The sequence below is a fragment of the Variovorax glucosi genome, from assembly GCF_051216695.1.
Taxonomy (GTDB): Bacteria; Pseudomonadota; Gammaproteobacteria; order Burkholderiales; family Burkholderiaceae_C; genus Variovorax.
On sequence record NZ_JBPJZE010000004.1, the window covers coordinates 1 to 25,322 of the forward strand.

Annotated in this window: 35 protein-coding genes; 29 read left to right on the plus strand and 6 right to left on the minus strand. The window is 62.1% G+C overall.

Annotated features, from left to right (window positions below):
• The 15 genes from ACSFA3_RS18320 to ACSFA3_RS18390 all read left to right on the plus strand — a co-directional run.
• On the plus strand, positions 1-117 hold a 117-nt coding region (locus ACSFA3_RS18320), incomplete at its 5' end, for an EF-Tu C-terminal domain-related protein (protein ID WP_296314640.1).
• Positions 118-142: 25 nt separating this feature from the next.
• Positions 143-457 (plus strand): 30S ribosomal protein S10, encoded by a 315-nt coding sequence (gene rpsJ, locus ACSFA3_RS18325; RefSeq protein ID WP_007838118.1) that lies wholly within the window; start codon positions 143-145, stop codon positions 455-457.
• A gap of 286 nt (positions 458-743) precedes the next feature.
• Positions 744-2,231, plus strand: a complete 1,488-nt coding sequence (locus tag ACSFA3_RS18330) for a hypothetical protein (protein ID WP_435506940.1) — start codon at positions 744-746, stop codon at positions 2,229-2,231.
• 11 nt (positions 2,232-2,242) lie between these two features.
• On the plus strand, positions 2,243-2,791 hold the full coding sequence (locus ACSFA3_RS18335) for a hypothetical protein (RefSeq protein ID WP_435506941.1): 549 nt from the start codon (positions 2,243-2,245) through the stop codon (positions 2,789-2,791).
• Positions 2,792-3,003: 212 nt separating this feature from the next.
• Complete coding sequence (rplC, locus tag ACSFA3_RS18340; RefSeq protein ID WP_435507381.1) at positions 3,004-3,684, plus strand: 50S ribosomal protein L3; 681 nt, start codon at positions 3,004-3,006, stop codon at positions 3,682-3,684.
• Complete coding sequence (gene rplD / locus ACSFA3_RS18345; protein WP_435506942.1) at positions 3,684-4,304, plus strand: 50S ribosomal protein L4; 621 nt, start codon at positions 3,684-3,686, stop codon at positions 4,302-4,304. Before rplC ends, rplD begins: the two co-directional genes overlap by 1 nt.
• Positions 4,301-4,639 (plus strand): 50S ribosomal protein L23, encoded by a 339-nt coding sequence (gene rplW, locus ACSFA3_RS18350; protein ID WP_435506943.1) that lies wholly within the window; start codon positions 4,301-4,303, stop codon positions 4,637-4,639. The genes rplD and rplW overlap by 4 nt, the downstream gene beginning before the upstream one ends.
• Positions 4,640-4,641: 2 nt before the next feature.
• Positions 4,642-5,466 (plus strand): 50S ribosomal protein L2, encoded by an 825-nt coding sequence (gene rplB / locus ACSFA3_RS18355; RefSeq protein WP_435506944.1) that lies wholly within the window; start codon positions 4,642-4,644, stop codon positions 5,464-5,466.
• Between the two features lie 11 nt (positions 5,467-5,477).
• The gene (rpsS, locus tag ACSFA3_RS18360; protein ID WP_062478874.1) at positions 5,478-5,756 is read left to right on the plus strand and encodes a 30S ribosomal protein S19; all 279 of its coding nucleotides are present in this window, start codon (positions 5,478-5,480) and stop codon (positions 5,754-5,756) included.
• Positions 5,757-5,765: 9 nt separating this feature from the next.
• Positions 5,766-6,098, plus strand: a complete 333-nt coding sequence (rplV, locus tag ACSFA3_RS18365) for a 50S ribosomal protein L22 (RefSeq protein WP_007838134.1) — start codon at positions 5,766-5,768, stop codon at positions 6,096-6,098.
• 14 nt (positions 6,099-6,112) lie between these two features.
• Positions 6,113-7,045 carry a 30S ribosomal protein S3 gene (gene rpsC, locus ACSFA3_RS18370; protein WP_435506945.1) on the plus strand — a complete coding sequence of 311 codons (933 nt, stop codon included), beginning with the start codon at positions 6,113-6,115 and terminating at the stop codon, positions 7,043-7,045.
• 55 nt (positions 7,046-7,100) lie between these two features.
• Positions 7,101-7,517: a 50S ribosomal protein L16 gene (gene rplP, locus ACSFA3_RS18375; protein ID WP_435506946.1), complete on the plus strand. Its 417-nt coding sequence runs from the start codon at positions 7,101-7,103 to the stop codon at positions 7,515-7,517.
• Positions 7,518-7,575: 58 nt separating this feature from the next.
• Entirely contained in the window at positions 7,576-7,791 is a 216-nt protein-coding gene (rpmC, locus tag ACSFA3_RS18380; RefSeq protein ID WP_435507382.1) for a 50S ribosomal protein L29, read from the plus strand.
• Between the two features lie 2 nt (positions 7,792-7,793).
• Positions 7,794-8,063: a 30S ribosomal protein S17 gene (gene rpsQ / locus ACSFA3_RS18385; protein ID WP_435506947.1), complete on the plus strand. Its 270-nt coding sequence runs from the start codon at positions 7,794-7,796 to the stop codon at positions 8,061-8,063.
• Between the two features lie 159 nt (positions 8,064-8,222).
• A complete protein-coding gene (locus tag ACSFA3_RS18390) occupies positions 8,223-8,729 on the plus strand; it encodes a peroxiredoxin (RefSeq protein WP_435506948.1) in 507 nt (168 codons plus the stop codon).
• 29 nt (positions 8,730-8,758) lie between these two features.
• Here the strand turns inward: ACSFA3_RS18390 and ACSFA3_RS18395 are convergent, their stop codons facing one another.
• Positions 8,759-9,346 (minus strand): GNAT family N-acetyltransferase, encoded by a 588-nt coding sequence (locus ACSFA3_RS18395; protein ID WP_435506949.1) that lies wholly within the window; start codon positions 9,344-9,346, stop codon positions 8,759-8,761.
• Positions 9,347-9,370: 24 nt separating this feature from the next.
• Positions 9,371-9,868 (minus strand): TlpA disulfide reductase family protein, encoded by a 498-nt coding sequence (locus ACSFA3_RS18400; protein WP_435506950.1) that lies wholly within the window; start codon positions 9,866-9,868, stop codon positions 9,371-9,373.
• A 13-nt stretch (positions 9,869-9,881) separates the two neighbouring features.
• Between ACSFA3_RS18400 and ACSFA3_RS18405 the strand changes: the two genes are divergently transcribed.
• The 5 genes from ACSFA3_RS18405 to ptsP all read left to right on the plus strand — a co-directional run bounded on the left by ACSFA3_RS18405 (position 9,882) and on the right by ptsP (position 13,790).
• Positions 9,882-10,586 carry a DUF4197 domain-containing protein gene (locus ACSFA3_RS18405; RefSeq protein ID WP_435506951.1) on the plus strand — a complete coding sequence of 235 codons (705 nt, stop codon included), beginning with the start codon at positions 9,882-9,884 and terminating at the stop codon, positions 10,584-10,586.
• Between the two features lie 35 nt (positions 10,587-10,621).
• On the plus strand, positions 10,622-11,185 hold the full coding sequence (locus ACSFA3_RS18410) for a hypothetical protein (RefSeq protein WP_435506952.1): 564 nt from the start codon (positions 10,622-10,624) through the stop codon (positions 11,183-11,185).
• A 98-nt stretch (positions 11,186-11,283) separates the two neighbouring features.
• Complete coding sequence (locus tag ACSFA3_RS18415) at positions 11,284-11,739, plus strand: PTS sugar transporter subunit IIA (RefSeq protein WP_435506953.1); 456 nt, start codon at positions 11,284-11,286, stop codon at positions 11,737-11,739.
• The gene (locus tag ACSFA3_RS18420) at positions 11,708-11,977 is read left to right on the plus strand and encodes an HPr family phosphocarrier protein (RefSeq protein WP_435506954.1); all 270 of its coding nucleotides are present in this window, start codon (positions 11,708-11,710) and stop codon (positions 11,975-11,977) included. The genes ACSFA3_RS18415 and ACSFA3_RS18420 overlap by 32 nt, the downstream gene beginning before the upstream one ends.
• Before the next feature lie 7 nt (positions 11,978-11,984).
• Complete coding sequence (gene ptsP, locus ACSFA3_RS18425) at positions 11,985-13,790, plus strand: phosphoenolpyruvate--protein phosphotransferase (protein WP_435506955.1); 1,806 nt, start codon at positions 11,985-11,987, stop codon at positions 13,788-13,790.
• A gap of 15 nt (positions 13,791-13,805) precedes the next feature.
• Here the strand turns inward: ptsP and lipA are convergent, their stop codons facing one another.
• Genes lipA through ACSFA3_RS18440 form a run of 3 tightly spaced genes read right to left on the minus strand, consistent with a single transcriptional unit; the run spans position 13,806 to position 15,813 of the window.
• Positions 13,806-14,786 (minus strand): lipoyl synthase, encoded by a 981-nt coding sequence (lipA, locus tag ACSFA3_RS18430; protein WP_435506956.1) that lies wholly within the window; start codon positions 14,784-14,786, stop codon positions 13,806-13,808.
• A gap of 38 nt (positions 14,787-14,824) precedes the next feature.
• Positions 14,825-15,502, minus strand: a complete 678-nt coding sequence (lipB, locus tag ACSFA3_RS18435; RefSeq protein ID WP_435506957.1) for a lipoyl(octanoyl) transferase LipB — start codon at positions 15,500-15,502, stop codon at positions 14,825-14,827.
• Positions 15,499-15,813 carry a YbeD family protein gene (locus ACSFA3_RS18440; RefSeq protein ID WP_435506958.1) on the minus strand — a complete coding sequence of 105 codons (315 nt, stop codon included), beginning with the start codon at positions 15,811-15,813 and terminating at the stop codon, positions 15,499-15,501. The genes lipB and ACSFA3_RS18440 overlap by 4 nt, the downstream gene beginning before the upstream one ends.
• Positions 15,814-15,986: 173 nt before the next feature.
• Here ACSFA3_RS18440 and ACSFA3_RS18445 point away from each other — a divergent pair, with 173 nt between their 5' ends.
• From ACSFA3_RS18445 to ACSFA3_RS18485, 9 genes are all read left to right on the plus strand, one after another.
• Entirely contained in the window at positions 15,987-16,487 is a 501-nt protein-coding gene (locus ACSFA3_RS18445; protein ID WP_435506959.1) for an ATP synthase subunit I, read from the plus strand.
• Positions 16,488-16,510: 23 nt separating this feature from the next.
• Positions 16,511-17,389, plus strand: coding sequence for a F0F1 ATP synthase subunit A (atpB, locus tag ACSFA3_RS18450; RefSeq protein WP_435506960.1), 879 nt, complete (start codon positions 16,511-16,513; stop codon positions 17,387-17,389).
• A 72-nt stretch (positions 17,390-17,461) separates the two neighbouring features.
• Positions 17,462-17,731 (plus strand): F0F1 ATP synthase subunit C, encoded by a 270-nt coding sequence (gene atpE / locus ACSFA3_RS18455; protein WP_435506961.1) that lies wholly within the window; start codon positions 17,462-17,464, stop codon positions 17,729-17,731.
• A 33-nt stretch (positions 17,732-17,764) separates the two neighbouring features.
• On the plus strand, positions 17,765-18,235 hold the full coding sequence (locus tag ACSFA3_RS18460; RefSeq protein WP_435506962.1) for a F0F1 ATP synthase subunit B: 471 nt from the start codon (positions 17,765-17,767) through the stop codon (positions 18,233-18,235).
• Between the two features lie 7 nt (positions 18,236-18,242).
• Positions 18,243-18,773, plus strand: a complete 531-nt coding sequence (locus ACSFA3_RS18465) for a F0F1 ATP synthase subunit delta (protein ID WP_435506963.1) — start codon at positions 18,243-18,245, stop codon at positions 18,771-18,773.
• Positions 18,774-18,819: 46 nt separating this feature from the next.
• Positions 18,820-20,373, plus strand: a complete 1,554-nt coding sequence (gene atpA, locus ACSFA3_RS18470) for a F0F1 ATP synthase subunit alpha (RefSeq protein ID WP_435506964.1) — start codon at positions 18,820-18,822, stop codon at positions 20,371-20,373.
• Positions 20,374-20,405: 32 nt separating this feature from the next.
• A complete protein-coding gene (atpG, locus tag ACSFA3_RS18475) occupies positions 20,406-21,281 on the plus strand; it encodes a F0F1 ATP synthase subunit gamma (protein ID WP_435506965.1) in 876 nt (291 codons plus the stop codon).
• A 44-nt stretch (positions 21,282-21,325) separates the two neighbouring features.
• On the plus strand, positions 21,326-22,741 hold the full coding sequence (gene atpD, locus ACSFA3_RS18480; protein ID WP_435506966.1) for a F0F1 ATP synthase subunit beta: 1,416 nt from the start codon (positions 21,326-21,328) through the stop codon (positions 22,739-22,741).
• A 1-nt stretch (position 22,742) separates the two neighbouring features.
• Positions 22,743-23,162 carry a F0F1 ATP synthase subunit epsilon gene (locus tag ACSFA3_RS18485; protein ID WP_435506967.1) on the plus strand — a complete coding sequence of 140 codons (420 nt, stop codon included), beginning with the start codon at positions 22,743-22,745 and terminating at the stop codon, positions 23,160-23,162.
• 79 nt (positions 23,163-23,241) lie between these two features.
• Here the strand turns inward: ACSFA3_RS18485 and ACSFA3_RS18490 are convergent, their stop codons facing one another.
• Positions 23,242-25,185 (minus strand): sensor domain-containing diguanylate cyclase, encoded by a 1,944-nt coding sequence (locus ACSFA3_RS18490; protein WP_435506968.1) that lies wholly within the window; start codon positions 25,183-25,185, stop codon positions 23,242-23,244.
• Between the last annotated feature and the right edge of the window lie 137 nt (positions 25,186-25,322).

The following is a 25,322-nucleotide window of genomic DNA, read 5'->3' on the forward strand; positions in this document are numbered from 1 at the left end:
GTCAGCATCACCGTGAAGCTGATCAACCCGATCGCCATGGAAGAAGGCCTGCGCTTCGCCATCCGCGAAGGCGGCAAGACCGTCGGCTCCGGCGTCGTGGCCAAGGTTCTCGCTTAATTCATACGGCTAAGGACATAACACCATGGCAACGAAGCAAAAGATCCGTATCCGCCTGAAGGCTTTCGATTACAAGTTGATCGACCAGTCCGCCGCGGAAATCGTCGACACCGCCAAGCGCACCGGCGCGATCGTCAAGGGCCCCGTGCCACTGCCGACCCGCATGAAGCGTTTCGACATCCTGCGTTCGCCGCACGTCAACAAGACGTCGCGCGACCAGCTTGAAATCCGCACGCATCAGCGTCTGATGGACATCGTCGACCCGACCGACAAGACCGTCGACGCGTTGATGAAGCTCGACCTGCCGGCCGGTGTCGACGTCGAGATCAAGCTGCAGTAAGTAATTCGTTTCTGCGCTTTTCCTAAAGCCCATCGGCATCACTGCCGATGGGCTTTGTTTTTTGTTTGGTCGGCTGAATCGCATCACAGCTGTGGCATTCTTTGTGTCGAATCCTTGCAGTCGGTAGCAGGGACTGGACAAGGGGTGACTCATGGAGACTGTGTTTTTTTCCCGGGCGTGCATGCTGGCAACGGTATTTGCCCTGGCCGCATGCGGTGGGGGTGGGGGCGGGGGTGGCAGTGACAGCAGCACCGGTGCTTCGGCCGGTGCCGCCGGAGGCACGACCTTGGCGTCGGCGGCGGATCCCGTCGCGTCGGCGGCGGTGTCCGGTGTGGTCGTTCGAGGTGTCGCGACATTCGACTTCGTACCCAGCGCTGCCAACGGTCGGCTCGACTACGCGGCGATCACGGCCAAGCCGATTCGCGGTGCCACCATCGAATTGATCGGTATTGACGGGTCCGTGCTTGCAAGCGGCAAGACCACCGAGACGGGCAGCTATTCGCTTGCTGTTCCTGCGAACGCACAAATGCAGCTTCGCGTGCGCACTCAATTGTTGCGCAGCGATGCTGTCCAGTGGGATTTCACCGTGCGCGACAACACCGCGTCCGAGGCCATCTACGCGATCGCGTCGTCGACCTTCTCCAGCGGTTCCGCTGCTGCATTGCAACGGGACATCAACGCGCCCTCCGGCTGGAACGGTACGGGCTACAGCGCCACGCGTGCGGCCGGTCCGTTCGCACTGCTGGACACTGTTTACACCAATGCCATGAAGGTGGTCGCGGTGGCGCCGACAGCCAGGTTTCCCGCCTTGCGCGTGTTCTGGAGTCCATCGAACATCGGGGCGTCCGGCGACCGGACGCTGGGGCAGATCGGCACCACGTCGTTTCTCGACAGTGGCAACGGAACGCGATCGATCTATGTGCTCGGCATGGCGGACATCGACACCGATGAGTACGACGCATCGGTGGTTTCTCACGAATGGGGGCACTACTACCAGTCGGCGTTCAGCCGCGACGACTCGCCCGGCGGTGCGCATGGCGAGGTCGATCTGTTGGACCGACGCCTTGCTTTCTCCGAGGGTTGGGGCAATGCGTGGTCGGGCATTGCCCTGGCGCGGTCGACGTACACCGACGCCGTCGGTGCCGGCCAACAGATTGGCTACTCTCTCGATCTGACCACGGGCCCACAGAGCAACCGCGGCTGGTTCAGAGAGACATCGATTCAGGCAATCTTCTGGAACCTGGAGCGGATCGCCGGCTTCGGGCCGATCCATGCAGCCATGACGGGTGCGCTCAAAAGTGGTCTGCCGATGACGTCGATTCACCCTTTCGCCGCAGCCTATGCCGTCGCGACGCCTTCGCAAGCCGGATCGCTTGCCAGCCTGCTCCAGGGCCAGTCGATCAGCACCTCGACCGCCGATCCGTGGGGCGATTCCGAAACCAACAACGGCGGAGTCGCGTTGGCGCTACCCCTCTACCAGCAAACGAACCGCCAGGCATGCGTGACAAGCCAGGCTGGGCAGGGCAACAAGCTGGGGCGTTTTGCCTATGTACGTTTTACGTTGGCCAACAGTGGCAACCATCGCATCACGGTGACCGGACCGGCTTCTGCGGATCCCGATTTCGAGGTCTACCAAGCCGGTCGCACTGCTGGAAGTTACGGCGGTGCCGCGGGAACGGAGAATTCGCTGCTCGCGCTGCCCGCCGGCGAAAGCGTACTGGTGATCTACGACGCAAACGCAACGGCGTCGTGCTTCACGGTATCGATCAACTGAGGAAAGCAGTCATGAACAGTTATTCGACTTCTGCACTGCGCGCATTCACTGCAGCGATCGTGTATGGCGTTGTGGGCGTCCTGCCCGCGTGCGCCGACACCGTAATTTCCCAAGGCACTCGGCCATCGGCTGTTGCGCCTCAATCTCCAATGAAGGTTGCGGCGCCTCGCAAGGTGAACGGATCGGGCATCGAGGTGCAATTCCGTATCGACGGTACGCCGCGTGTCGGCGCAGCCTTGACGGTGTCATTGGGCTTCGAAGGCGTGATTCCGCAAGCAGGGGCCAGCGTACGGTTTGCAGCCGATGCCGGTTTGACTCTTGCCGAGAGCTACAAAGTCGCGTCGGTGTTTCCGGAAGGCGTCTCCGTACCGACCATGACCGTACAGGTCGTTCCAACCTCGGACGGATTGGCTTATCTCCACGTTTTCACGACACAGCGTGGCGTCACGAGCGTCAGTTCGATAGCCATACAGGTCGGAACCCCCGCAGTGGCGAAGCCCCGAGGCGACCTGCAATCGACACCTGATGGCGAGACGATCAGGACCATGCCGGTGAGGTGAACGTCACCGCAGAGGCGGCGACTTGCGCTCATCAAGCGCTGCGGGCTATAATCGTCGGCTCTGCCCGCTTTGCGCGTTCTCGCGTTTCTTGGCTGGAGCTTTATCAACCTTCTTTCGTGGCTTGCACGCTGGGAAACCAGCAGGTTGGCCAACGCTGTCGCCAATTGAAGTGGCAGTGGCGGAAGAAGACTTCCATTTTTTGGAGAAAACATATGAGTCAGAGCAACTCCCTAGGGTTGCTGGGCCGCAAGGTGGGGATGATGCGTCTCTTCACCGATGACGGGGACGCAGTTCCCGTCACGGTGGTGGATGTGTCCAACAACCGTGTGACCCAGATCAAGTCCCAAGAGATCGACGGCTATGTCGCCCTCCAGGTGACGTTCGGCTCGCGCAAAGCATCGCGCGTGACGAAGCCGCAAGCCGGCCACCTTGCCAAGGCAGGTGTAGAAGCAGGTGAAATCATCCAGGAATTCCGTGTGACCGCCGATCTGGCAGGTCAGCACAAGGCTGGCGGCGTCATTGCCGCAGGCAGCGTGTTCGCGGTCGGCCAGAAGGTGGATGTGCAGGGCACTTCCATCGGCAAGGGCTTCGCTGGCACGATCAAGCGTCACAACATGCGGTCGCAGCGCGCGTCGCACGGCAATAGCCGTTCGCACAACGTGCCGGGCTCCATCGGTATGGCGCAGGATCCAGGTCGCGTGTTTCCGGGCAAGCGCATGACGGGCCACCTCGGCGACGTCACCGTGACCACGCAGAACCTCGACGTTTTCCGCATCGACGAAGCACGTCAGCTACTGTTGATCAAGGGTGCGATTCCGGGCTCGAAGGGTGGCTTCGTCACCGTGCGTCCTGCTATCAAGGCCAAGCCGCAAGCGGCTGAAGGAGCGAAGTAATGCAACTCGAACTCCTGAACGAACAAGGTCAGGCCGCGTCGAAGTTCGACGCTCCCGAGACCGTGTTTGGTCGTGACTACAACGAAGATCTGGTTCATCAGGTCGTCGTTGCATTCCAGGCCAACGCACGCCAAGGCACTCGCGCTCAAAAGGACCGCGAACAGGTCCACCACTCGACCAAAAAGCCTTTCAAGCAAAAGGGAACGGGCCGTGCCCGTGCCGGTATGACTTCGTCGCCACTGTGGCGCGGGGGCGGCCGGATTTTCCCGAACATGCCCGACGAAAACTTCTCGCAGAAGATCAACAAGAAGATGTATCGCGCCGGCATGGCGTCCATCTTCTCGCAGCTCGCACGCGAAGGCCGTCTGGCCGTGGTCGAATCGTTTACCGTCGACTCGCCGAAGACCAAGCCGTTGGCAGCCAAGTTCAAGGCGTTGAACCTTGAATCCGTGCTGGTGATCGCCGAAGAAGTCGACGAGAACCTGTATCTTGCCTCGCGCAACCTGGTCAACGTGCTCGTCGTCGAGCCGCGTTATGCAGATCCGGTCTCGCTGGTGCACTACAAGAAGGTGCTCGTCACCAAGGGCGCAGTCGACAAGCTCAAGGAGATGTTCGCATGAGCCGCATGAATCCTACGCCGCTCTCGCGGACCCAGTATGCCGAAGGTCGCCTGATGGCTGTGCTGGTCGCACCCATCGTGTCCGAGAAGGCAACGATGGTCGGCGAGAAGTCGAATGCAGTCACCTTCAAGGTCCTGCAGGACGCCACCAAGCCCGAGATCAAGGCCGCTGTTGAACTGATGTTCAAGGTCGAAGTCCAGGGCGTGTCAGTGCTCAACACCAAGGGCAAGACCAAGCGCTTTGGCAAGTCCATCGGCCGTCGCGACAACGTTCGCAAGGCCTACGTGACGCTGAAGCCGGGTCAAGAGCTCAACCTCGTCGGGGAAGGCGCTTAATCATGGCCGTCATCAAGATGAAACCCACTTCGCCGGGCCAACGTGGCGCGGTGAAGATCTCGCGGGATCACCTGTACAAGGGTGCTCCCCATGCGCCGCTGCTGGAGCCGCAATTCCAGAAGGCCGGCCGCAACAACAACGGTCACATCACGACGCGTCACAAGGGTGGTGGTCACAAGCACCACTACCGTGTCGTCGACTTCGTGCGCAACAAGGACGGCGTGCCGGCCAAGGTCGAACGTATCGAATACGACCCGAACCGTACTGCCCATATTGCACTCGTTTGCTACGCCGATGGCGAGCGCCGCTACATCATCGCCCCGCGCGGTCTCGAAGCCGGTGCAACCCTGATGAGTGGTTCGGAAGCCCCGATCCGCGCCGGTAACACGCTGCCGATCCGCAACATCCCCGTGGGCTCGACCATCCATTGCATCGAACTGCAGCCCGGCAAGGGTGCGCAGATCGCTCGTTCGGCTGGCACCTCGGCAACGTTGCTGGCACGCGAAGGCGTCTACGCCCAGGTGCGCATGCGCTCCGGCGAAGTCCGCCGCGTGCACGTCGAGTGCCGCGCCACGATCGGTGAAGTCGCCAACGAAGAGCACAGCCTGCGCCGTTTGGGCAAGGCCGGTGTGAAGCGTCACATGGGTATCCGTCCGACCGTTCGCGGTGTGGTCATGAACCCGGTGGATCACCCGCACGGTGGTGGTGAAGGCAAGACCGGTGAAGGTCGCCATCCGGTCGACCCGTGGGGCAATCTCACCAAGGGCTATCGCACCCGTAACAACAAGCGCACGCAGGTATTCATCGTGTCGCGTCGCAAGAAATAAGGGGATAGCAAATGACTCGCTCTCTCAAGAAGGGTCCATTCGTCGACCACCATCTGGTGGCCAAGGCCGACAAGGCCGTGACGAACAAGGACAAGAAGCCGATCAAGACCTGGTCGCGTCGCTCCATGGTTCTGCCCGAGTTCATCGGCCTGACCATTGCCGTGCACAACGGCAAGCAGCACGTCCCTGTCTACATTACCGACCAGATGGTTGGCCACAAGCTCGGCGAATTTGCGCTCACCCGCACGTTCAAGGGGCACCCCGCGGACAAGAAAGTCCAGAAGAAGTAAGGAACGACCATGTCTGAAACACGTGCAGTCCTCCGCGGTGTCCGCCTTTCGGTCGACAAAGGCCGTCTGGTCGCTGACCTGATCCGCGGCAAGAAGGTTGATCAAGCGCTGAACGTTCTGCAATTCACGCAGAAAAAAGCCGCTGTGATCATCAAGAAGGTGCTCGAGTCGGCAATCGCCAACGCCGAGCACAACGATGGTGCCGATATCGACGAGCTGAAGGTCAAGACCATCTACGTCGAACAAGGCGCCACGCTCAAGCGCTTCACCGCGCGCGCAAAGGGTCGCGGCAATCGCATCAGCAAGCCCACGTGCCATGTGTACGTGACGGTTGGCAATTAAGAGGCCGGAAGACTATGGGACAAAAAATCCACCCAACCGGTTTCCGCCTCGCGGTCAGCCGTAATTGGTCCAGCCGCTGGTACGCCAGCAACAAAGACTTCGCCGGCATGCTGGCTGAAGACATCAAGGTGCGCGAGTACCTGAAGAAGAAGCTCAAGAACGCATCGGTGTCGCGCGTGCTGATCGAGCGTCCTGCCAAGAATGCCCGTATTACGATCTACTCGGCACGTCCGGGCGTCGTGATCGGCAAGAAGGGCGAAGACATCGAGAACCTCAAGCGCGAACTCGGCAAGCAGCTGGGTGTGCCGGTCGCAGTAAACATCGAAGAAGTGCGCAAGCCCGAAATCGATGCTCAACTGATCGCCGACAGCATCACGCAGCAGCTCGAGAAGCGGATCATGTTCCGCCGCGCCATGAAGCGTGCGATGCAAAACGCCATGCGCCTAGGTGCCCTCGGCATCAAGATCATGTCGTCGGGTCGTCTCAACGGTATCGAAATCGCTCGTTGCGAGTGGTATCGCGAGGGCCGCGTGCCACTTCACACCTTGCGCGCCGACATCGACTACGGCACCTCGGAAGCCAAGACCACTTACGGCGTCATCGGCGTCAAGGTCTGGGTCTACAAGGGCGATACGCTGGGTCGCAACGACCTGCCGGCCGTCGAAACGCCGCGTCCTGACGACGAGCGTCGTCCACGTGGCCCGCGTCGCGATGGTCGTCCGGGTGGCGATCGTCCAGGTGGCGATCGTCGTGGTCCGAGCTCAGGCCCGCGCGCCGGTGCCCGTGGCCCGATCGGTGGCAACACCGCGCCGGCCGATGGCAGCGACAAGCCCACAGAAGCGACCGGTGGTGCGCCAGCAGCACCGGGTGCAGACTCGAAACCCGCCGTTAAGCGCGTCCGCAAAGCCGCGCCAGCTGCAGCAGCTGACGGTGCCAAGACCGAGTAATCGGTCTTTCCCGGACGCGAAAGCGTCTGGGGCAGTCCTCACGGAGTAAACAAACATGCTGCAACCTGCACGCAGGAAGTTCCGCAAGGAACAAAAAGGCCGTAACACCGGCATCGCAACCCGGGGCAACTCGGTTGCCTTCGGTGATTTCGGTCTGAAATGTACCGACCGCGGCCGTCTGACGGCCCGTCAACTGGAAGCCGCTCGTCGCGCGATCTCGCGTCATGTGAAGCGCGGTGGCCGTATCTGGATTCGTGTATTTCCCGACAAGCCGATCTCCCACAAGCCTGCTGAAGTGCGGATGGGTAACGGCAAGGGCAATCCCGAGTACTACGTCGCCGAAATCCAGCCTGGCAAGATCGTGTTCGAGATCGTCGGTGTGACTGAAGAGCTCGCCCGCGAAGCGTTCCGCCTGGCCGCTGCCAAGCTTCCGCTGCGTACGACATTCGTCGCTCGCCAGCTCGGCGCCTGATCGGAGAACACTGATGGCAACACGTAAGAACAAGGACGCCGCGGCCAAGCCGGTCAAGGTGTCGAAGGCTGCAACGCTGCGCGACAAGGATGTCGCCGGTCTGCAAACCGAAGTCAAGGATCTGCAGAAGGCCCATTTCGGCCTGCGCATGCAGAAGGCGACTCAACAGCTGTCGAATACGTCGACGTTGCGCGTGACCCGCCGCGACATCGCTCGTGCGAAGACGATCCTTGCTCAGAAGCAGCAAGAAACCCAAGCCGCCACTAAGGAGTGAACATGACGGAAGCTAAAAAATCCCTCAAGCGCACCTTGATCGGCAAGGTTGTAAGCGACAAGCGTGAGAAGACCGTGACCGTGCTGGTCGAGCGTCGTGTGAAGCACGAGCTCTACGGCAAGATCGTGGCGAAGACGAGCAAGTACCACGCCCATGATGAAAATGGCGAATACAAGCTCGGCGATACCATCGAGATCACCGAAAGCCGGCCGATCTCCAAGACCAAGAACTGGGTCGTGACCCGCTTGGTCCAAAAGGCCGTTCTGGTCTGACGAGGCGCTGGCGCTGATTCAGCGCTGACATTGCGCTGACAGCACCTCCGATAACGGCCCACAATGTGGGCCGTTTCTCTTTGTGCGCGGCATGCTTCATTTAGCTGTTTGGCAGGCAGCCGATCAGCTTGTGTTTTTTCTCAAACCCTGGAGTTCTTCATGATCAAAGTCGGCGATTCGCTTCCCTCTGTCACGTTGCAGGAATATTCGGATGTGGAGGGCGAGGCTTGCAGCATCGGCCCCAACCCGGTCGACGTTGCCAAGTCGACGGCCGGCAAGACGATCGCGTTGTTCGCGCTGCCTGGTGCGTTCACGCCGACCTGCTCCGCGAAGCACGTCCCGGGCTACGTCGATCAGGTGGAAGAGTTCAAGGCTGCCGGCGTGGACGAGATCTGGTGCCTGAGCGTGAACGATGCGTTCGTGATGGGTGCCTGGGCGCGCGACCAGAAGACTGACGGCAAGGTGCGGATGCTTGCCGATGGCAGCGCCGATTTTGCCAAGGCTACCGGTCTGACACTCGATCTGACGGGGCGCGGCATGGGTTTGCGCAGCAGCCGCTATTCGATGCTGGTGAAAGACGGAAAAGTCATGACGTTGAATGTCGAGGCGCCAGGCAAGTTCGAGGTAAGCGGTGCCGACACGTTGCTGACCCAGGTACGAGGCTGAAAAGCTGAGAGGTTTTTGAAGCGGGCAGGCTAGAGGTCCGCCTTGAGATAGTGCGAGCTGGCGATCGGGCTGTGATAGTAGGGTGGGATTTCCAAGAATCCCAGTTCCTCGTACAGCGTCCGGGCAGCTTGCATATCGTCCAGGGTGTCGAGCAGCACGTGGGAGTAGCCGGCATGGCGGGCTGCATCGAGGATCGCGTCGGCAAGCTGTCGACCAAGGCCCATTCCACGAAAAGCCGGTCGAACGTAAAGACGTTTCATTTCCGCCGAGTTGGGACTGTCGGCGGAATCCAGCGGTCGCAGCGCGCAGCATCCTGCGACTTGGGCGATGCTTCCATCGCGGAGCATCAGACCGTTTTCAGGATCGCTCGTTGCACTCTGCTCCTGCCGTACCAGCGCAAGGAACAAGGTGCCACGCGGTGCAGCGTAATCGCCGGGCAGCATCGCAAGCTCATCGTCGAAGTTCTGGAAGCCGAGATCGACGCCGAGCGTTTCCGCGTAATCCAGAAAGATCTTGCGTACCGCTTCGATTTCGGCGCTTCTCTCCGGAATCAGCAGCAGGGCCACCCTGTCACCAGTCAGCGGCATGGGTCCGGAATCGCGGAAGCCCGTGGCCATGGTCGTGCGGATGGGTAATGCGCTTCAGGCCTCGGCCAGCAGCGATTCGATGAGCTTGTGGAGTTCGGCGAAATCCGGCTCGCCGACATAGCGCTTCACGATCTGTCCGCGCTTGTTCACCAGATACGTGGTCGGCGTCAGCGCGACATCCCCCCAGGCTTTTGCAACGGCGCCGGTGTTGTCGATTGCGACCTTGAAAGGAAGTTTTCGTGTTTCCGCGAAGTTCACCACGTAGCTGGGTGGGTCGTAGCTCATGGCGATGGCCAGCGTGTCGTAGCCTTGCGCCTTGTACTTGTCGTAGGTGGCGATCACCTTGGGCATCTCGGCGACACAGGTCACGCAGCTGGTGGCCCAGAAATTCACCAGCGTGACCTTGCCCCTGAGGCCATCCGTCGTCTGCTTGCTGCCATCGAGCAGGACGAAGGTGGATACAGGTGCCGCGGTCGCCCCCGTGCTCACATAAGCTGCAGCACCTACAGCCAGGGCGACGGCGAGAGCTGCGACAGGGATGATTTTTTTCATGGGAGACCGATCGATGGACCGCCGCAATTTTACTTCCGCCTGCCTGGCATTGCCGGGCGCCTGGGTGCTGCTGGCGACGCAACAGGCTTACGCATTGTCGCTCGGCGACCTGAGTGCCGGGGATGCGTCCAGTGGCGTCAAGGCCGCACTCGAAAAAGGTGCGAATGTCGCCGTCGATCTGCTGGGTCGGCCGGACGGGTTTCTCGGCAATCCGAGGGTGAGAATTCCGCTGCCGGGCTCGCTGGAGAAAGGCGTCAAGATGCTGCGGATGGTCGGGCAGGGCGACCGCATCGACGAATTGGTGACCGCGATGAACCGCGCTGCCGAACAGGCGGTGCCGGCATCGAAAGACCTGCTGCTCGGTGCCGTGCGCAGCATGAGCGTATTCGACGCCAAGGGCATCCTCACCGGCGGCGAGACGTCTGTCACGCAGTTCTTCGTCGGCAAGACCCGCACACCGCTCACCGAGCGCTTCCTGCCGATCGTCACGACGGCAACCGCACGCGTCCAGCTGGCCGACAAGTACAACAAGATTGCCGGCAAGGCCGCGGGCATGGGCTTGATGAAAGCGGACGATGCCAACATCCAGCGCTATGTCACCGGCAAATCGCTCGACGGCCTCTACCTCGTGATCGGCGACGAGGAACGCAAGATACGGCAGGATCCGGTGGGCAGCGGCAGTGCCATCCTGCAGAAGGTTTTTGGCGCACTGCGCTGAAAAGGGTCGGGGTGCGATTCGATAATCGCGCATCCATGCCGACTTTTTTTCTGCTGCCGATACGGCAAACAACAGCTCATACCGCGATCGCTCTCGCGCTGACGGCTGTGCTCGGCGCCTGCACGCCGACCTTCAACTGGCGAGACGTTCGTATCGCCGACAAGGGTCTCGTCGCGTTGCTGCCATGCAAGGCGGACCGCGCCACACGGGCCCTGCCGCTAGGCATCGAATCGGTCGAGGTCGAGATGGCGGGTTGCGAAGCCGGTGGCGCGACCTTCGCCGTCGCACATGCCGCTGCTGCCGATGCCGCACAGGCCGAGGCCTGGCTTCGTGCCTGGCGTGCGGCGACGCGCGCTCAGCTGGTCGGTGGCGAAGTCGCAGAGCTGGCCGGTACGATTCCACGCTCACTGGCGGTGCCGGCGCCGTGGCGACTCGAGACGCAGCACAACGGCTCGGCGACGGCCGCAGCGCCGGCGCGCGTGTTGTGGTTCGCCCAACGTACGGCCAGCGGCGTCTCTCTCTATCAGGCGACCGTGCTCGGAACGCCTTCGTCCCCGGAAGTCTTCAAGACCTTCTTCGAAGGCCTGCGCCTGCCGTAAGCGTGCAAACTTCGGCGGTTTCCAACGTCTTGCATGGGGCCGTATGCTCTGCTGTGGTGGACGCGCTCGCATAATCGACGCCCACTTCCCCGTACTGCATGAACAGCATCCTCCTCATCGCCCACGCGCCGCTGGCCAACGCCTTGCGTCAATGTGCGCTTCATGTCTTTCCGGACAGCGAGCACGTCGTGACTGCCTTCGACGTGCTCCCCAACGTTTCGCCGGAGGAGACCCTTGCTGCGGCCCGGATCACATTGGAGATGGCGCTGCGGACACCGCGTTCGCATGTGCTGGTGCTGACCGATATCTTCGGCGCGACGCCCTGCAACGTCGCTCAAAAACTGGTCGACGGCACGCGCTCGAGGCTCGTGGCGGGCGTCAGTCTTCCTATGCTGCTGCGCGCGCTGAGCTATCGTAAGGAACCGCTCGATGAATTGGTGCATCGCGCGGTGGCCGGCGGTACGGCGGGCGTCATGCAGGTCGCAGTATCGGCACCTCAAAACCAGGCGAGAAGAAAACACAGTGATCAAGACATCCGTGACCATCAGCAATAAGCTGGGTCTGCACGCGCGCGCATCGGCCAAGCTGACCAAGCTGGCCGGAAGCTTTCCGTGCGAAGTATGGCTCGCGCGCGGCGATCGCCGCGTCAACGCCAAGAGCATCATGGGCGTGATGATGCTGGCCGCCGGCATCGGCGTCACGGTGGCTGTCGAGACCGACGGCGACCGTGAGCAACAGGCAATGGATGCGCTGCTGGCCCTCATAAACGACAAGTTCGGCGAAGGCGAGTGACAGCGTCATGACGTTCGCGGTCCACGGTCTTCCTGTCGCACGCGGGATCGCCATCGGGCGGGCGGTGCTGGTGGTGTCGAGCCGCATCGACGTGGCGCATTACTTCATCAAGCCGGAGCAGGTGGAGACCGAGATCGATCGCGTGCGCAGTGCCCGCAACGCCGTTTCCGACGAACTGACGAAGCTGCAGGCCAGCGTTGCGCTGATGGGGCCGAACGACGCGCCGCACGAGCTTGCGGCGCTGCTCGAAGTGCACCAGATGCTGCTGCAGGACGAGGCGCTCTCGACCGGCGTCAAGCAGTGGATCACCAGCCGGCTCTACAACGCCGAGTGGGCGCTGACGACCCAGCTGGAAGTTATCGCTCGGCAGTTCGACGAGATGGAGGACGAGTACCTGCGCGAGCGCAAGGCCGACCTCGAGCAGGTCGTCGAGCGCGTGCTGCATCGAATGAAGGGCACGGCCGCCGTGCTGGCGCCGAGTCCGCCGCGACGCAAGCGCGCTGCCGCGCATGACGACGAGGACCAGGCCGACCCGACTTCCGGCGACGGCATCGACATGCCGCTGGTGCTGATCGCACACGACCTGTCGCCGGCCGACATGCTGCAGTTCAAGAAGAGCGTGTTCGCAGGCTTCGTGACGGATGTCGGTGGGCGCACGTCGCACACCGCCATCGTTGCACGCAGCATGGACATTCCGGCGGTGGTCGGCGCGCGCACTGCGAGCCAGCTGGTGCGGCAGGACGACTGGGTCATCATCGACGGCGATGCCGGCGTGGTGATCGTCGATCCGTCTCCGATCATCCTGGCCGAATACGGTTTCAAGCAGCGGCAGGGCGACCTGGAACGCGGACGTCTTGCACGCCTGCGGCACAAGCCGGCGGTCACGCTGGACGGTGAACGTGTCGATCTTCTCGCCAATATCGAAATGCCTGAGGACACTGTCGGCGCGGTCAAGGCCGGTGCCGTCGGCGTCGGACTGTTCCGCAGCGAGTTTCTCTTCATGGGTCGCGAGGCGCAGCGTCTGACGCGTCTGCCGGACGAAGAGGAGCAGTACAGCGCCTACCGCCGTGCGGTCGAGGGCATGCAGGGCATGCCGGTGACGGTTCGCACGATCGACATCGGGGCGGACAAGCCGCTGGACGCCAAGTCATCGCGTCAGGAGCACCTGAATCCTGCGCTGGGGCTGCGTGCCATCCGCTGGAGTCTGGCCGATCCGGCGATGTTCCTGACGCAATTGCGCGCGATTCTTCGTGCCGCGGCGCATGGCGAAATCCATCTGCTGATCCCGATGCTCGCGCACGCCAGCGAGATCCGCCAGACGCTGGCGCTGATCGCCCAGGCGCGCGAGCAACTCGACCAGCGCGGTGTCGCGTACGGCCACGTCAAGATGGGCGCGATGATCGAGATCCCAGCGGCTGCGCTCACGCTCAAGACCTTCCTGAAGCACTTCGATTTCCTGTCGATCGGCACCAACGACCTGATCCAGTACACGCTGGCGATCGACCGCGCCGACGAAGCCGTCGCCCATCTCTACGATCCGGCGCATCCGGCGGTGTTGCGGCTGGTGGCGGACACGATCGCCGAATGCGTTCGCCAAGGAAAAGGAGTGAGCGTCTGCGGCGAAATGGCCGGTGACGTGATGTTCACGCGCCTATTGCTGGGCCTCGGATTGCGCAGTTTCTCGATGCATCCGTCGCAGATCCTGGCTGTGAAGCAGGAAGTGTTGCGTGCCGACACCGGCAAGCTGAAAGCTTGGGCGCAGGAAGTGCTGCAAGCCGAAGAGCCTGCGGCGCTGATGGCGGCGCCGCGCTAGCTCAAGCCCGACGCTTCAAACGCCCGCAGCGTGCGCCTGTTCGTCGGCGTGATAGCTCGAACGCACCATCGCGCCGACGGCCGCATGCGTGAAACCCATCTTGTAGGCTTCTTCCTCGAACATCTTGAAGGTGTCGGGATGCACGTAGCGCTTGACCGGCAAGTGCGAATTCGAAGGCGACAGGTACTGGCCGATGGTCAGCATGTCGATGTCGTGCGCACGCATGTCGCGCATGATCTGCAAGATCTCTTCATCGGTTTCGCCGAGGCCGACCATGATGCCGCTCTTGGTCGGCACGGACGGGTGCAGCGCCTTGAACTTCTTGAGCAGATTGAGGCTGAACAGATAGTCGCTGCCGGGCCGCGCTTCCTTGTACAGGCGCGGCGCGGTTTCGAGGTTGTGGTTCATCACGTCCGGCGGTGCGAGCTTGAGGATTTCGAGTGCGCGGTCGTCGCGGCCGCGAAAGTCGGGTACCAGGATCTCGATCTGCGTCATCGGCGACAGCTCGCGGATATTGCGGATGCATTCGACGAAATGGCCGCTGCCGCCATCGCGCAGATCATCGCGGTCGACGCTGGTGATCACCACATACTTCAGGCGCAGCTTGGCAATGGTGCGTGCCAGATTTAGCGGCTCGTCCTTGTCGAGCGGATCGGGCCGGCCGTGGCCGACGTCGCAGAACGGGCAGCGCCGCGTGCATTTGTCGCCCATGATCATGAACGTTGCCGTGCCCTTGCCGAAGCATTCGCCGATGTTCGGGCACGACGCTTCCTCGCACACGGTGTGCAGGTTGTTCTCGCGCAGGATCTGCTTGATCTCGTAGAAACGCGTGGTCGGCGAGCCGGCCTTGACGCGGATCCAATCCGGTTTCTTGAGCACCTCGCCCTGGATCACCTTGACCGGGATGCGCGACAACTTGGCGCCGGCCTTTTGCTTGGCGAGCGGGTTGTAGTTCTCGGCGCTCTGGCTTTCGCGGACGACTTCGGAGGTGCTCATAAGGATGGTGCTTCTGGAGGGTGGTCGCAGCTCAAGCGCTAGGGCGCCAGATGCACGACGAGCTTCTGGCCCAGCACGTGCGCTGCTTCTTCCCAGGTGGTCTGGACCCCGATTGTAGAAAGGTCGACCGTTTGCAGGCCCGCGTAACCGCATGGGTTGATACGTGAAAAGGGTTCGAGGTCCATTGCGACGTTCAGCGACAGGCCGTGATACGTGCCGCGGCGACCGACCTTGATGCCGAGCGCGGCGATCTTTCCGAGTCCGTCGAACAGCGTGCCGGATGCGGATTGGCCGGACAGCGCCGAATGAGAAAACGGGTCGTCGAGCCGCACGTAGATTCCGGGCGCGCCGACTACGCGATGGCCGGTGACGCCGAAGTGCATCAGCGTCCGCAGCACCGACTCTTCGAGCCGATAGACGTATTCCTTGACGAAATACCCGGCACGCCGGATGTCGAGCAGCGGATAGGCGACAACCTGTCCCGGTCCATGAAAGGTCACCTGCCCGCCGCGATCGGTCTGCACGACCGGAATCTCGCCGGGGTTCAGGATGTGCGCACTTTTGCCCGCCAATCCCTGTGTGTAAACAGGCGGATGCTCGCAAATCCACATCACGTCAGCCGCGTCGGGCGTCCGCTCGGCGGTGAATTGCCGCATCGCGTCGTAGCTTTCCGCATAGTCGATGTGGCCCAGCAACAACGGTGCGGCCAGCGTCAAAGAACCACCTTGACCATCGGATGCGACGACAACGCACGGTAGAGGTCGTCGAGCTGCTCCCTGCTCGTCGCCATCACGGTGATGGTCACGCCGAGATAATTGCCGGCCTTGCTCGGTCGCAGTTCGATCGTGCTCGCGTCGAAGGCTGGGTCGAAACGCTCTGCGGTCTGCGTGATCGCATGAACGAAACCGTCTGTCTTGACGCCCATCACCTTGATCGGAAACAGCGACGGATAGTCGATCAGCGACTCTTTGCGGGTGTCCGCAACAGGGTCGAGCGGCTTGTCGGCGGGCGGAGTTGTGGATGTCATGAGGTGGTGGATGTGTACAACAAATGGAGGAAGTTCCCTGCCGGGCTGCTCAGTCATTCGGTATCGCAGGGGTTTTTACTTATAATCAATGGCTTTGTAAATTTCGACAGCTTTCACGGAACTTTCAATAGTTCCTGCAGCTTCGGTTAGATTCGGGAGGCGGTGCTATTCCAATGACAACAAGCGCTTCCATCAACCCCGACTCGACCGAGATGGATGTCGAAGACTCTGATTTCAAGCCGCTGAGCGCCGAACAGGCACAGCAGCTGCGCGAGGCAAATCCCGAACCGTCGCCCTGGTGGGTGATCGTGGCCCAAGTGGTTGCAGGATTGGTCGCGGCTGGAATCGCTTGGGTCTGGACGGGCCGGCTTGTTGCTGGCGTGTCCGCACTTTATGGAGCACTGGCAGTGGCAATTCCGGCGGCATTGTTTGTCCGGGGTGCCATGAGGGTTGCAAAACGGGGAACGCAATATGCGGGCCTCGCCTCTGCAGCCATGCTGAGATTTTTTGTCTGGGAGCTGATCAAGCTGGGACTGACCATCGCCTTTCTGGCGTCGGCGCCATGGCTGGTCGGCGGCCTAAACTGGCTGGCGATGCTGGCTGGCGTCGTGGCAGCGATGAAGATGTACTGGGTTGCCCTTGTGGTGCGTCCCAGGTTGTTGAACCGGATTTGATTCATTTAAAGAGACGTTGAAAGATGGCCGCAGAAGGACACGCACCGACCGCGAGTGAATACATCGTTCACCATTTGCAGCATTGGCAGGTGAACTGGGGTCTTGAACCCGTCACTCAAAAAGCCATTGTCGATTTCAACGTCATCAATCTCGATTCGGTGCTGTACGCATTGGCGATCGGCGTGATCGGTTGCTTCGTGCTGTGGCTTGCCGCACGCAAGGCGACTTCCGGCGTGCCGGGTCGTTTCCAGGCGGCTGTCGAAATCCTGGTGGAAATGGTCGACGGCCAGGCCAAGGCGACCATCCACAATGCTAAGAGCCGCAAGTTCATTGCACCGCTCGCACTCACCGTGTTCGTCTGGATCTTTCTGCTGAACGCGATGGACATGCTGCCGGTCGATCTGTTGCCGGCATTGTGGGCCAAGTTCCACGGCGCAACGGGTGGCGATCCGGCACACGCCTACATGCGCGTCGTACCGACCGCCGATCTCTCGACCACGCTCGGCCTGTCGACCTCGGTGCTGCTGCTCTGCCTTTTCTACAGCATCAAGATCAAGGGTCTCGGCGGCTGGGGTCACGAGCTGATCACCGCGCCTTTCGGTGCGCACCCCGTGCTCTGGCCCATCAATCTGCTGATGCAGATCATCGAATACGTAGCCAAGACCGTCTCTCACGGCATGCGGCTGTTCGGCAACATGTATGCCGGCGAACTCGTTTTTATGCTGATCGCGCTGATGGGTGGTGCGATGGCGGCCTCGTTCTCGGGAGTGCTGTTGCCTATCGGGCACATCATTGCCGGAACCGTCTGGGCGATCTTCCATATCTTGGTGATCACGCTCCAGGCATTCATTTTCATGATGTTGACGCTCATTTATCTGGGCCAGGCTCATGAAGGCCACTAGGCCTGGTATTCAACGCTTCAGTTCGCTTTCGTCTTATCTTTTCGCTTTCAATCAGTAATCTAAGGAAACATCATGGAAAACATTCTCGGTCTCGTCGCACTGGCTAGTGGTTTGATCGTCGGTCTCGGCGCGATCGGTGCTTCCATCGGTATCGCATTGATGGGCGGCAAGTTCCTCGAAGCTTCGGCTCGCCAGCCTGAACTCATGAACGACCTGCAAACCAAGATGTTCATCTTGGCCGGTCTGATCGACGCGGCTTTCCTGATCGGCGTGGCCATTGCCCTGCTGTTCGCGTTCGCCAACCCGTTCGCAGCGACTTTCCTGGCCAACCTGCCCAAGTAAGCCCGTTCAACGCCACTCTAGAAAGGTGTTGCCGTGAGTATCAACGCGACCCTGTTCGTTCAGGCCATCGTCTTCCTGCTGCTGGTGCTGTTCACGATGAAATTCGTGTGGCCGCCCATCGCAAAGGCGCTGGACGAACGCGCACAAAAGATCGCCGCGGGCCTGGCGGCCTCCGACAAGGCCAAAGCGGAACTCGCTTCGGCCAACCAACGCGTCGAGCAAGAACTGGTGAAGTCCCGCAACGAGACGACCACCTTGCTGGCCGATGCAGAGCGCCGTGCCCAGCAAATCGTCGAAGAGGCCAAGGGCCGTGCCACAGAGGAGGCCAACAAGATCGTGGTCGCCGCGCACGCCGAAGCCGAGCAGCAATCCGTGCGTGCCCGCGAGGTGCTGCGCGAGCAGGTTGCCGCGCTGGCCGTCAAGGGCGCTGAGCAGATTCTCCGCAAGGAAGTCGATGCCGGCGTTCACGCCGACCTGCTCAACCGCCTGAAGACCGAGCTCTGAGGACGACATGGCCGAACTCGCCACCATTGCCCGTCCGTACGCCGATGCGCTGTTCAAGGCATCTTCGAGTGATCTCGAAGGCACGGCCGGCTGGATCGAGCAACTCGCCACCATCGCCGCCACGCCGCAGCTGCAGCAGTTCGCGTCCGATCCGAAGGTGTCGTCCGAACAGGTCTTCGACCTGATCTCGGGCCTCACCACGCATGTTCTGCCGGAATCCGGCAAGAACTTCCTGCGTACCGTGATCGACAACGGCCGCATCGCCGCACTGCCAGAGGTCGCGGTCCAGTACCGCGCCCTGCAAAACGCAAGTGCCGGTGCTTCCGACGCCGTGATCTACAGCGCCTTCCCGATCACGGACGCCGAACTGAGCGACGTGAGCGTGGCGCTGGAACGCCGTTTCGGCCGCAAGCTGACGACGCGTGTCGAAGAAGACACGTCGTTGATCGGCGGCATTCGCGTCGTGGTGGGTGACGAAGTCCTCGACACCTCCGTGAAGGCTCGTCTCGAGCAAATGAAAGCAGCGCTCACCGCTTGATGCGGCGAGGCGGTCGGCCCCCATTTATTGAAAGAAGGAAAGAGTCATGCAACTCAATCCCGCAGAAATTTCCGAACTGATCAAGAGCCGTATCGAAGGCCTTGGCGTCAGCGCCGACATTCGCAATCAGGGCACCGTGGTGTCGGTGACGGACGGTATCGTGCGCGTGCACGGTCTGTCCGATGCGATGCAGGGCGAAATGCTGGAGTTCACCCCGACCGCCGACGGCACGCCGTCGTACGGCCTGGCGCTGAACCTCGAGCGAGACTCCGTCGGCGCCGTGATCCTGGGCGAGTACGAGCACATCTCCGAAGGCGACACCGTGAAGTGCACGGGCCGCATCCTGGAAGTGCCGGTCGGCCGCGAACTCATCGGTCGCGTCGTGAACGCACTGGGCCAGCCGATCGACGGCAAGGGTCCGATCAACGCCACCATGACCGACGTGATCGAAAAGGTCGCACCGGGCGTGATCGCACGGAAGTCCGTCGACCAGCCGCTGCAGACCGGCCTGAAGGCCATCGACTCGATGGTGCCGATTGGCCGTGGCCAGCGCGAGCTGATCATCGGCGACCGCCAGACCGGCAAGACCGCCGTGGCGATCGACGCGATCATCAACCAGAAGGGTCAGAACGTGACCTGCGTCTACGTCGCGATCGGCCAGAAGGCCTCGTCGATCAAGAACGTGGTGCGCGCGCTGGAACAAGCCGGTGCGATGGACTACACGATCGTGGTTGCCGCTTCCGCTTCGGAATCGGCCGCGATGCAGTACGTGTCGGCCTATTCCGGCTGCACGATGGGCGAGTACTTCCGCGATCGCGGCGAAGACGCTCTGATCGTGTATGACGATCTCTCGAAGCAAGCCGTCGCGTACCGCCAGGTTTCGTTGCTGCTGCGCCGCCCGCCGGGCCGCGAAGCCTATCCCGGCGACGTGTTCTATCTCCACAGCCGCCTGCTCGAGCGCGCCGCACGTGTGAATGCCGACTATGTCGAAGCCTTCACCAAGGGTGAAGTCAAGGGCAAGACCGGCTCGCTGACCGCGCTCCCGATCATCGAAACGCAAGCCGGCGACGTGTCCGCCTTCGTTCCGACGAACGTGATCTCGATCACCGACGGTCAGATCTTCCTGGAAACCAACCTGTTCAACGCCGGCATCCGTCCCGCCATCAACGCCGGTATCTCGGTGTCGCGCGTGGGTTCGGCTGCACAGACGAAGATCATCAAGGGCCTGTCGGGCGGCATCCGTACCGACCTCGCCCAGTACCGTGAACTGGCTGCGTTCGCGCAGTTCGCTTCCGATCTGGACGAAGCCACCCGCAAGCAGCTCGACCGCGGTGCCCGCGTGACCGAACTGCTCAAGCAGGCGCAATACAGCCCGCTGCCCGTCTCGCTGATGGGTGCCACGCTATTCGCGGTGAACAAGGGCTTCATGGACGATCTGGAAGTCAAGAAGGTTCTGGCCTTCGAACACGGCCTGCATCAGTTCCTGAAGACCAGCCATGTCGCGCTGCTCGACAAGATCGAAAAGGCCAAGGCGCTCGACAAGGAAGCCGAAGCCGAACTGACCGCTGCGATCACGACGTTCAAGAAGTCCTTCGCCTGATGGCGATCGACAACAAGGCTTAAGGAGCACCTATGGCAGCCGGCAAGGAAATCCGCGGCAAGATCAAATCGGTGGAGAACACCAAGAAGATCACCAAGGCCATGGAAATGGTGGCCGCGTCGAAGATGCGCAAGGCGCAGGAGCGCATGCGCGCGGCGCGTCCGTACAGCGAGAAGATCCGCACCATCGCGGCGAATCTCGGCAAGGCCAACCCCGAGTACACGCACGCGTTCATGCAGACGAACGAGGCGAAGGCGGCCGGGTACATCCTGGTGACGACCGACAAGGGCCTGTGCGGCGGCATGAACACCAACGTGCTGCGCGCGTTGACGACCAAGCTGCGCGAAGAGCAGGCTGCCGGCGTGACCGTCGAAGCGGTCGCCATCGGCAACAAGGGCTTCAGCTTCCTGAACCGCATCGGCGCGCGCGTCGTGTCGCATGTCACCCAGCTGGGTGACACGCCGCACCTCGAAAAGCTGATCGGTCCGGTCAAGGTGCTGCTCGACGCTTATGCCGAAGGCAAGGTCAACGCCGTCTACCTCTGCTACACCAAGTTCATCAACACGATGCGCCAGGAGTCCGTGGTCGAACAGCTGTTGCCGCTCGCTTCGGATTCGCTGAAGGTGGAAGCCGGCGAGCATGCGTGGGACTACATCTACGAGCCAGACGCCGCGAGCGTGATCGACGAATTGCTGGTGCGCTATGTCGAGTCGCTGGTCTATCAGGCCGTTGCGGAGAACATGGCTTCGGAGCAGTCGGCCCGCATGGTGGCCATGAAGGCTGCTACCGACAACGCAGGCAACGTGATCGGCGAACTCAAGCTGATCTACAACAAGACCCGTCAGGCCGGCATCACCAAAGAGCTGTCTGAAATCGTGTCGGGCGCTGCCGCGGCCGCCGGCGTCTAAGCGTCTTCCGACGTCAACAGATTCAAATTTTTATCGGAGCAGATATGGCTCAAGCCAATGCAGTGCAAGGCAAGATCGTTCAATGTATCGGTGCCGTGGTCGACGTGGAATTCCCGCGCAGCCAGATGCCGAAGATCTATGACGCCCTCAAGTTTGAAGGCAGCGCGCTGACGCTCGAAGTTCAGCAGCAACTCGGCGACGGCGTGGTGCGCACGATTGCGCTCGGTTCGTCCGACGGCCTGCGCCGCGGCCTGATGGTCACCAACACCCATGCGCCGATCACCGTGCCCGTCGGCAAGGCGACGCTCGGCCGGATCATGGACGTGCTCGGCGCGCCCATCGACGAGCGTGGCCCGGTCAGCCAGGAACTCACCGCTTCGATCCACCGCAAGGCGCCCGCGTACGACGATCTGTCGCCGTCGCAGGAACTGCTGGAAACCGGCATCAAGGTGATCGACCTGGTTTGCCCGTTCGCCAAGGGCGGCAAGGTCGGCCTGTTCGGCGGCGCCGGCGTGGGCAAGACCGTGAACATGATGGAACTCATCAACAACATCGCCAAGGCCCACTCGGGCGTGTCGGTGTTCGCCGGTGTGGGCGAGCGGACCCGCGAAGGGAACGACTTCTATCACGAGATGGCCGACTCCGGCGTCGTGAACCTCGAGAACCTCGAGGACTCGAAAGTCGCGATGGTCTACGGGCAGATGAACGAGCCACCGGGTAACCGTCTGCGCGTCGCGCTGACCGGCCTGACCATTGCCGAGTCGTTCCGCGACGAAGGCAAGGACGTGCTGTTCTTCGTGGACAACATCTATCGCTACACGCTGGCCGGTACCGAAGTGTCGGCGCTGCTGGGCCGGATGCCTTCCGCCGTGGGCTACCAGCCGACGCTGGCCGAGGAAATGGGCCGTCTGCAGGAGCGGATCACGTCGACCAAGGTCGGCTCGATCACCTCGATCCAGGCCGTCTACGTGCCAGCCGACGATTACACCGATCCGTCGCCTGCCACCACCTTCGCCCATCTGGATTCGACCGTTGCGCTGTCGCGCGAAATCGCATCGCTGGGCATCTACCCGGCTGTGGATCCGCTGGATTCGACCTCGCGTCAGCTGTCGCCGGCCGTCGTCGGTGAAGAGCACTACAACGTGGCCCGCGCCGTGCAAGGCACGCTGCAGCGCTACAAGGAACTGCGCGACATCATCGCGATTCTGGGCATGGACGAACTGGCGCCGGACGACAAGCTGGCCGTGGCCCGCGCTCGCAAAATCCAGCGTTTCCTGTCGCAGCCGTTCCACGTGGCCGAAGTGTTCACCGGCTCGCCGGGCAAGTACGTTCCGCTGTCGGAAACCATCCGTGGTTTCAAGATGATCGTGAACGGCGAGTGCGACCACCTGCCGGAGCAGTCGTTCTACATGGTCGGCACCATCGACGAAGCCTTCGAGAAGGCCAAGAAGGTCGCCTGATATGGCAAACACCATTCATGTCGACGTGGTGAGCGCGGAAGAGTCGATCTTCTCCGGCGAAGCCAGGTTCGTTGCGCTCCCGGGTGAAACCGGCGAGCTGGGCATCTTCCCGCGCCACACGCCGCTCATCACGCGCATCCGCCCGGGTGCGGTGCGCATCGAGATGGCCGATGGCGGCGAGGAGTTCGTGTTCGTGGCCGGTGGCATTCTCGAAGTGCAGCCGAACAGCGTGACCGTGCTGTCCGACACCGCCATCCGCGGCAAGGATCTGGACGACGAGAAGGCCAATGCGGCCAAGTCGGCTGCCGAAGAAGCGCTGAAGAATGCCAAGAGCGACATCGACATCGCGATGGCGCAATCCGAGCTGGCCGTGATGGCCGCACAGATCGCTGCGCTTCGCAAGTACCGCCAGAAGCGCTGAGCGTCTTCGTTTCTCACCTATGGTCATGAAGCCGCTTTCGAGCGGCTTCATGCTTTTTGACGCTGCCCTTGCGTTCTTTTCACCGTCCGGCGGATTGCACGGTTCCGCGGCCGGCTGCCTTGGCCGCATAGCAAGCGGCGTCCGCCGCCGCCAGCCATTCCGCTACGCTGCGCGTCTCGGCCGTGAGGCTTGCGACGCCCAGGCTGGCACCGACGCGCAGCGTGCCTTCTTCCCAGGGCAGCGTCACGCCGGCCACCGCGTCGCGCACTTCTTCCGCAATCCGCAAAGCGCTTTCATGGCTGCAGCGTTCGAGCACCAGCGCAAATTCGTCGCCACCGAGCCGCACCACGAGATCTGTCGAGCGCGTATGTGCGGAGATGGCCGTGGCGACCGTCAGCAGCATGAGGTCGCCTGCCAGGTGGCCGGCCGTGTCGTTGACCGGCTTGAAGTTGTCCAGATCGATGAATACCAGCGCGGTCGGTAGCGTATGCGGAAGACCGGCGACCATCTGCTCGGCCTTGTCGGTGAAAGCCAGGCGATTGGAGAGGCCGGTGAGCGGATCGTGCGTGGCCGACCATTCGAGCTGCTCGCGCTGCGCCCGCTGCTCGTCGATATTGCTGACGATCCATATCGCGCCCATTGAAGCGTCGCTGCCGTCGACCATCTTGCTGCGCAGCCGAGCCCAGAACTGGGTGCCGTCGCTTCTCCGCATCCGCCATTCCCCGGCGTAGACGCCGCCGATGGCGAACGCCTCGCGTTCCTGCTCGGTGAAAGCGGCGTGGTCTTCGGCGGAAGCGAAGATCAGGCGTGTCGATCGATCGAGCAGATCGCGTTCGGTGCAGCAAAACAGCTGGCAGAAGGTGTCGCCCGCGAGTTCGAAGTGATCCTGCCGAGCGATGGCGATGCCGACCGGCGCGGCGCTCATCACCGAACGCAGGCGACCGAGCATCTGGGCGTTCAGGTTTTCCAGCCGCGCGCGTTCGATGGCGACGCGTCGCAGCACGCGGCCCAGGCTGCCGATTTCGCCGCTGGCAGCCGGCCACCCTTCCTGCGGCTGGACTTCTCCGTCGAACAGATGCTGCGCACGATTCTTCAGCAGTGTCAGCGGAGCCAGCAGCCAGCCGAGCCACGCGAACATCGCTACGGAAAGCACGATGACGAGCGCGCCGGCGATGATTAGCGCGTGCCGCCTGGCATCGCGCAACGGCGCGAGCAGTTGTGCCTCGTCGCGGACGCGCCAGACCACCCAGTCGGGCCCGGGCACGCCGGCGACGCTGACCACTTCGCCGGCCTGCGCGAGCAGCAGTCCCTGGGGTTCGACCGGCGAACCACTGTCGGTCCAGACCCGGAATGCATCCTCGAGATGCGGTTCGGTCGCCAGTGACTGCGCGACGCGGTGCTTGTCCGGATGGGCCAGGATCGTCCCGTCGGCATTCGTCACGACCACGGTCACGCTCGATGTATAGCCAGACTGTGTCGTGACCACGCTGTCGAGCAGACCGCGGCTGTTCAGGCGGACCGAGCCGGCCAGCATCCCGTAAATGCCGGCTTCGTTGCGTATCGGCTGCGTGAAGACGACACCGGTCGTACCGTCGAGTCGACTGTAGATGACGTCTGAGATCTGCGGCTTTCCGTCGCTCAGCGTCTTGCGGAAGTAAGGGCGATCCGAAATATCGATGTTGGGATGCTGCACGCCCTTGTCGTCGACGTAGACGCGCACGCGCCCCTCTTTCGACGTCATGAAGAGCAATGCGAAGATGTCTTTCAGCAGCGGCGTGCTCTGTATGAAGCGCTCCAGCGTAGCCGGGTCTTCGAGCGATCCGCCTTCAGCTTGCATTGCGAGCGCCTGAAGCGTGCGCTGCACTTCGATCACCCGGTGGGACAGGACCGTGGCGGTTCGCACGGCCTCTCCGATTTCGCGCTCTCGCTCCACCGCCAGCATGTCGCGCTCGGCCCGTCCGACCAGCAGGAACGCGATCAGTCCGATGCCGAGCGCCAGCGCCGCGACGCCGCTCAGCGTCATTCGCAACCTCAGCGAGCTGGCGGCGTCTCGCATCCTGCGGTTGATGTTTGGCTTGCGTCCGCCAGTTCTCATCGATCGTTCAAGGGGCGTGCACATCGCGCGAATCGATATGCGTCAGGGCTTTCGGGCCAGGTCGC